This window comes from Streptomyces sp. B1866 (assembly GCF_031932565.1).
Classification (GTDB): Bacteria; Actinomycetota; Actinomycetes; order Streptomycetales; family Streptomycetaceae; genus Streptomyces.
In genome coordinates, this window is sequence record NZ_JAVSCF010000345.1 from 1 (window position 1) to 5341 (window position 5341).

At 73.0% G+C, this 5341-nt stretch carries 5 protein-coding genes; 2 read left to right on the forward strand and 3 right to left on the reverse strand.

The window, feature by feature from the left end; all coding sequences use genetic code 11:
* Positions 1-1085 (reverse strand): serine/threonine-protein kinase (locus tag RKE29_RS27635; RefSeq protein ID WP_312008406.1); only part of this gene is annotated, 1085 nt, incomplete at its 3' end.
* Between the two features lie 153 nt (positions 1086-1238).
* Here RKE29_RS27635 and RKE29_RS27640 point away from each other — a divergent pair.
* The gene (locus RKE29_RS27640) at positions 1239-1598 is read left to right on the forward strand and encodes an SH3 domain-containing protein (protein WP_312008407.1); all 360 of its coding nucleotides are present in this window, start codon (positions 1239-1241) and stop codon (positions 1596-1598) included.
* A gap of 166 nt (positions 1599-1764) precedes the next feature.
* Here RKE29_RS27640 and RKE29_RS27645 read toward each other — a convergent pair whose 3' ends face one another.
* Positions 1765-3339 (reverse strand): SulP family inorganic anion transporter, encoded by a 1575-nt coding sequence (locus RKE29_RS27645; RefSeq protein WP_312008408.1) that lies wholly within the window; start codon positions 3337-3339, stop codon positions 1765-1767.
* Positions 3340-3493: 154 nt separating this feature from the next.
* Positions 3494-3889 (reverse strand): hypothetical protein, encoded by a 396-nt coding sequence (locus RKE29_RS27650; protein ID WP_312008409.1) that lies wholly within the window; start codon positions 3887-3889, stop codon positions 3494-3496.
* Positions 3890-4359: 470 nt separating this feature from the next.
* Here RKE29_RS27650 and proC point away from each other — a divergent pair, with 470 nt between their 5' ends.
* Positions 4360-5187, forward strand: a complete 828-nt coding sequence (proC, locus tag RKE29_RS27655) for a pyrroline-5-carboxylate reductase (protein WP_312008410.1) — start codon at positions 4360-4362, stop codon at positions 5185-5187.
* Positions 5188-5341 lie beyond the last annotated feature (154 nt).

The window sequence follows — 5341 nt, forward strand, 5'->3', positions numbered from 1 at the left end:
CAGCGCGACCAGCGGCGCGACCCCCGCGCGGGCCGGCCGGCCACCGCCGCGGCCTGGCCGACGCGCAGCGTGCCGTCGGTGTCCGGGCCGTCCCCGTCCGCGCCGTCCGCGCCGCCGGAACCCTCCGGGCCGTCGAGGCGGGCGAAGGGGTCGAAGCCGCTGAAGGCGCCGCGTTCGCCGTCGTCCGGCCCGCGCTGCGCGGGCACCCGGGCGCCCGGCCCGCGCCGCCCGCCCTCGAAACCGTCCAGCCCGTACGCGTCGGCGAGCCCGCGCAGCTCCGCCATCAACGCGTCCGGCGTGGGCCGCTCCCCGGGCTCCTTGGCCAGGCAGCGGCGGATCAGCGGCACCACGGCCTCGGGCACGTCCGTCAGGTCGGCCTCGTCGTGCACGACCTGGTACGCCACGATGTACGGGCTCTCGGACTCGAACGGCCGCCGACCGGTCGCCGCGTGCACCAGCACCGAGCCCAGCGCGAACACGTCCGCCGCGTACCCCACCTCGCGCGGCCGCTGGAACTGCTCGGGCGCCATGAACGGCGGCGTGCCGATCAGCTTCCCGGTCTCCGTGCGCAGCTCGCTGTCGGCGGGCCGGGAGATGCCGAAGTCGATGACCTTCGGGCCGTCCGCGGCCAGCAGCACGTTGCTCGGCTTCAGGTCCCGGTGCACCACCCCGGCCCGGTGGATGTCGCGCAGCGCCTCGGCGAGCCCGGCCGCGAGCCGCACCACCTCCTCCCGCGTCAGCGGGCCGTGCCGCTTGACGTGCTCGGCGAGCGTGAGACCGGGAATGTAGAGCGTCGCCATCCAGGGCCGCTCGGCGTCCGGGTCGGCGTCCACGACCGGCGCGGTGAACGCGCCGCTGACCCGCCGCGCCGCCGCCACCTCCTGCCGGAAGCGCGCCCGGAACTCCGGATCCTCCGCGTGGGAGGCGTGCACGACCTTCACCGCCAGCCGCAGGCCCCCGGCCGACCGCGCCAGGTGCACCACGCCCATGCCGCCCGAGCCCAGGCGGGCCAGCAGCCGGTACTGGCCGGCGTACTGCGGGTCCTCCGCCTCCGGGTCCGAACCGGCCCTGCGCAGCGGCGGCATGCCCTCACCCCCGTGGTATCCGGCCCGCGGTGCGCGGTGTCGCTGTGGGCGAGCCTAGTCGATGACGCGTGCACGACTCGTTAGGCTGCTTATGTCGTGCACATCCCACGACATGCGTACAACACCGGAATGTGAGATTCAACGGGGGGCCACATGGCCGTGGAGGAGACCGCGGACACCACCGCGGGAAGCGATCAGGACAGACCGGGCACGCAGGAGCCGGCGCTGCTCACCGCCGAAGCGCTGCTCGTCACACAGGCGGCGGCCGTCACCTACCCGGTGGCGCCGGGCTGCCGGCTCAACGTCCGCTCGGGGCCGAGCACCACCAGCGCGCTGGTGAAGGTGCTGCCGTTCGGTGCGCGGGTCGCGATCCGCTGCCAGTGCCGCGGGCAGAGCGTCCGCGGCCCGTACGGCACGTCGGACATCTGGGACAGCATCGGCCCCGGCCAGTACGTCGCCGACGCGTACGTCAACACCGGAAGCGACGGCTTCGTGACCGCGCCGTGCGGCTGACCGCCGTACGGGCCGTACGGCTCGGGCCCAGGGGCTGAACCCGCCCGCACGCGGACGCGCGTGGACGCGGAAACGACCCGGCGGTGCCCTCCCGCGCTCGCGCGCGTGGGGGGCACCGCCGTGGCTCGTGCGCACGGGCCGCGCGGCCCGTGTGTCCGTCAGGCCGCTACGAGGCCATCACCCGCTCGGCGTCCGCCGACTCCGAAGCGTCCTGTGATCGCGGGCTGACCACCGCGTTGTGCCGCTCGGTCCACGCCGACAGCGCCATCCCGCAGGCGTGGTCCATGTGCCGCAGCCCGGCCAGGTCCAGCTCGATCGCCCGGTCGCGGGGCAGCCGCTCCAACTCGTCCAGCAGCTTCGGCAGCCGCAGGAAGGTGGCGTTGCCCACCACCCGCACCCGCAGCGGCCGCTGCTCGGCGGCATCGGCGTCGGAGCCGTCGGACGGCGCCGTCTCCAGGTGCACGTGGGAGGTCTCCCACGCCGTCTTCAGGATGGCCAGCAGCAGACCGATGATCACGCCCTCGAACATGTCGGTCACCACGATCGCGATGGCGGTCACGCCCAGGACGACCGCCTCGCCCCGGTGCTCGCGCCACAGCGGCACGATGTCCTTCAGCGGCAGCAGCTTCCACCCGGCGTGCACCAGCACGCCCGCGAGCGTCGCCACCGGTATGACGCCGAGCGCCGACGGGAAGCCCACGGCGAAGATCAGCAGCCACACGCCGTGCATCACGCGGGACGCCTTCGTCTTCGCGCCCGCCTGCACGTTGGCCGCGCTGCGCACGATCACCGCCGTCATCGGCAGCGCGCCGAGCACGCCGCACACCGTGTTGCCGGTGCCCTGCGCGATCAGCTCCTTGTCGTAGTCGGTGCGCGGACCGTCGTGCAGCCGGTCGACGGCCGCGGCGCTGAACAGGCTCTCGGCCGAGGCGATCAGCGTGAAGGCGAGGATCGTCCCGATCACGCCGACCGTGGCCACCGAGTCGAAGGCGTCCCCGCTCGGCAGCTGCACGGCGTCCAGCAACCCCTCGACCTGAACCTTCTTCACCGACAGGTCGAAGGCGGCGGTGGCCGCCGTGGCCAGCGCCACCGCGGCGAGCGGACCGGGCAGCACGCGCGCGGCCGCCTTCCAGCGCGGCCACAGGATGAGGACGAGGATGGTCCCGACGCCCACGGCGGCGGCCTGGAGGGCGTGGCTGGACCCGGCGGTGTCGGCGATCAGCCCGGGAATCTCGACGATCTTGTCGACGCCGTCGCTCGGCGCCTTGGTGTCGGCGAGCGCGTACAGCTGACCGGACATGATCACCAGACCGATGCCCGCGAGCATGCCCTGCACGACGGACACGGAGATGGCGCGGAACCACCGGCCCAGCCGCAGCGCGCCCATGAGCAGCTGCAACAGGCCCGCGGCCAGCACGAGCAGGCCGAGCGCCTCGACTCCGTACTCCTCGACAGCCTCGTAGACCAGCACGGTCAGGCCCGCCGCGGGGCCGCTGACCTGGAGACTGCTGCCCGGCATCAGGCCGGTGACCAGACCGCCGACGATGCCGGTGATCAGGCCGAGTTCGGCGGGCACGCCGGAGGCGACGGCGACGCCCACACACAGGGGGACCGCGACCAGGAACACGACGAGGGACGCGGTGAAGTCGGCGCGGAACGTCCCGGCGGCGCCTTCGCCGCCGGTGCCGGATCCGCGTGGGCCGATACGGCCTCGGACAAGGGAAGAGAGCGTTTTTGGCATAGGGGTGCCTCCAGCGCGATGCCCCCGCACAGGCGTGCGAGCGGGCAGGGGCGCGCGAAATCGCTGCGTTAGTGGGGAAACGAGAGAGAACGGTCGCTGTCTGACGAGCGACGCGAGGCCGCACGGACGCGCGGCGGCGCGCCGTGGGGAACTCTCAGCAGCGGATGATCTGGAGGGTGACGGGGAGCTGCCCGGATCTGGACAGGGGCACGGCACGCCGCCCTGTCAGGGGCGCGCCGACCGCGAGGCCGGGCTTCGCCGTGCCGGTGTCATGGATGAGCGCGCTTCCGGGCCTGCCGTGCGGCACCGGCATGGCGTGCGGTGCCCGCCTGGGGTGCAGCTGCCGGCAGTCGTCCTGCTCCGCGTCGGTCTCGTCGGGCACGCCCGAGACGGACTTCTCGGACTTCTCGGCGAGGGCGGTCTTGACGACCAGGTCGGACGCCTCGGTCCCGGTGACCTGTGCGGATGTGCACTCCAGGGCGATGAGGACGGCGAGGAGCACGGCGACCGCGGCAAGCAGCCTGTGACAGGCCCGCCTGGCAGCGATCATCAGCTCCCCCCTTCGATCCGTCGTGGGCCGCCTTGGTTGGTCTGTCAGGACGGCCCGCCCGTAAGGACATCGGAATCCATTTCCATTCTGACCAGACCAAGGTGATGACACGCAAGTCGTTTTGTAACGAAAGAGTGAACGATGGGTCACTTATAGTGAGTGTTTGGTTCCGCTTGTCCCGGAGAATCCACGCGCGAACCACCCCATTCGGGACGCCCTTACCGATGGTAATTAACTCTTCAATCGTTGAATAGTCGCCGATGGTGCACGCCGGCCCGGAGGCCGTACGGCTCGGTACGGACCGACCCGGCGGAGTCCGGGCACCGGGCCGATCCGCCCCGCCCGCCCGTACCGGCCCGCCCGGCTCCCACCCGGTCCGGTCCGTGGACGCACCCGCGCCCGCCCGCCCCCGGTGCGAGGATGGCCCCTCGTCCACCCCACACGCGAACCACACACGAGGTGAGGCGCACATGACGCAGGCCCCGGAGACGACCGGGAAGGTCGCCGTGCTCGGCACGGGAAAGATCGGCGAGGCCCTTCTCAGCGGCATGATCCGCGGCGGCTGGTCCCCGGCCGACCTGCTGGTCACCGCCCGCCGCCCGGAACGCGCCGCCGACCTGCGCGCGCGCCACGGCGTCGAGGCCGTCTCCAACCAGGAGGCCGCCAAGTCCGCCGGCACCCTCATCCTCACCGTCAAGCCGCAGGACATGGGCACGCTCCTGGACGAACTGGCCCCGCACGTCCCCGCCGACCGCCTGGTGATCTCCGGCGCCGCGGGCATCCCGACCTCCTTCTTCGAGGCCCGCCTGGCGGCCGGCACCCCGGTCGTGCGCGTCATGACGAACACCCCGGCGCTCGTCGACGAGGCGATGTCCGTCATCTCGGCGGGCAGCCACGCCACGGAGGCCCACCTGGCGCACACCGAGGTGATCTTCCGGAGCGTGGGCAAGACGCTGCGCGTCCCCGAGACCCAGCAGGACGCCGCCACCGCCCTCTCCGGCTCCGGCCCGGCGTACTTCTACTTCCTGGTCGAGGCGATGACCGACGCGGGCATCCTCCTGGGCCTGCCCCGCGACAAGGCGCACGACCTGATCGTGCAGGCGGCGATCGGCGCGGCCGTGATGCTCCGCGACAGCGGCGAGCACCCGGTCCGGCTGCGCGAGGCGGTCACCTCTCCGGCCGGCACCACGATCAGCGCCCTGCGCGAACTGGAGCGCCACGGCGTACGGGCCGCCCTGACCGCCGCCCTCGAAGCCGCCCGCGACCGCAGCCGCGAACTGGCCTCGGGCAACAGCTGACGGCCGGCGACCGGTCGCGGGGCGGCGATTTGATGGCCGCCTGGGCGTCGTGTACTGTTTTCCGGGTTGTCACGGAGCCCGGCAAGGGCGACGAGCGGCCGATCGAGCCGCGTCGGCGGCACTCCACTACTGCGCGGATGTCCTCTTCGGGGGG

Bases quoted from the DNA above. Each gene is read 5' to 3' on its own strand.
- RKE29_RS27640 (WP_312008407.1), top strand. From the start codon at position 1,239: ATGGCCGTGGAGGAGACCGCGGACACCACCGCGGGAAGCGATCAGGAC.
- RKE29_RS27645 (WP_312008408.1), bottom strand. From the start codon at position 3,339: ATGCCAAAAACGCTCTCTTCCCTTGTCCGAGGCCGTATCGGCCCACGC.
- RKE29_RS27650 (WP_312008409.1), bottom strand. From the start codon at position 3,889: ATGATCGCTGCCAGGCGGGCCTGTCACAGGCTGCTTGCCGCGGTCGCC.
- proC (WP_312008410.1), top strand. From the start codon at position 4,360: ATGACGCAGGCCCCGGAGACGACCGGGAAGGTCGCCGTGCTCGGCACG.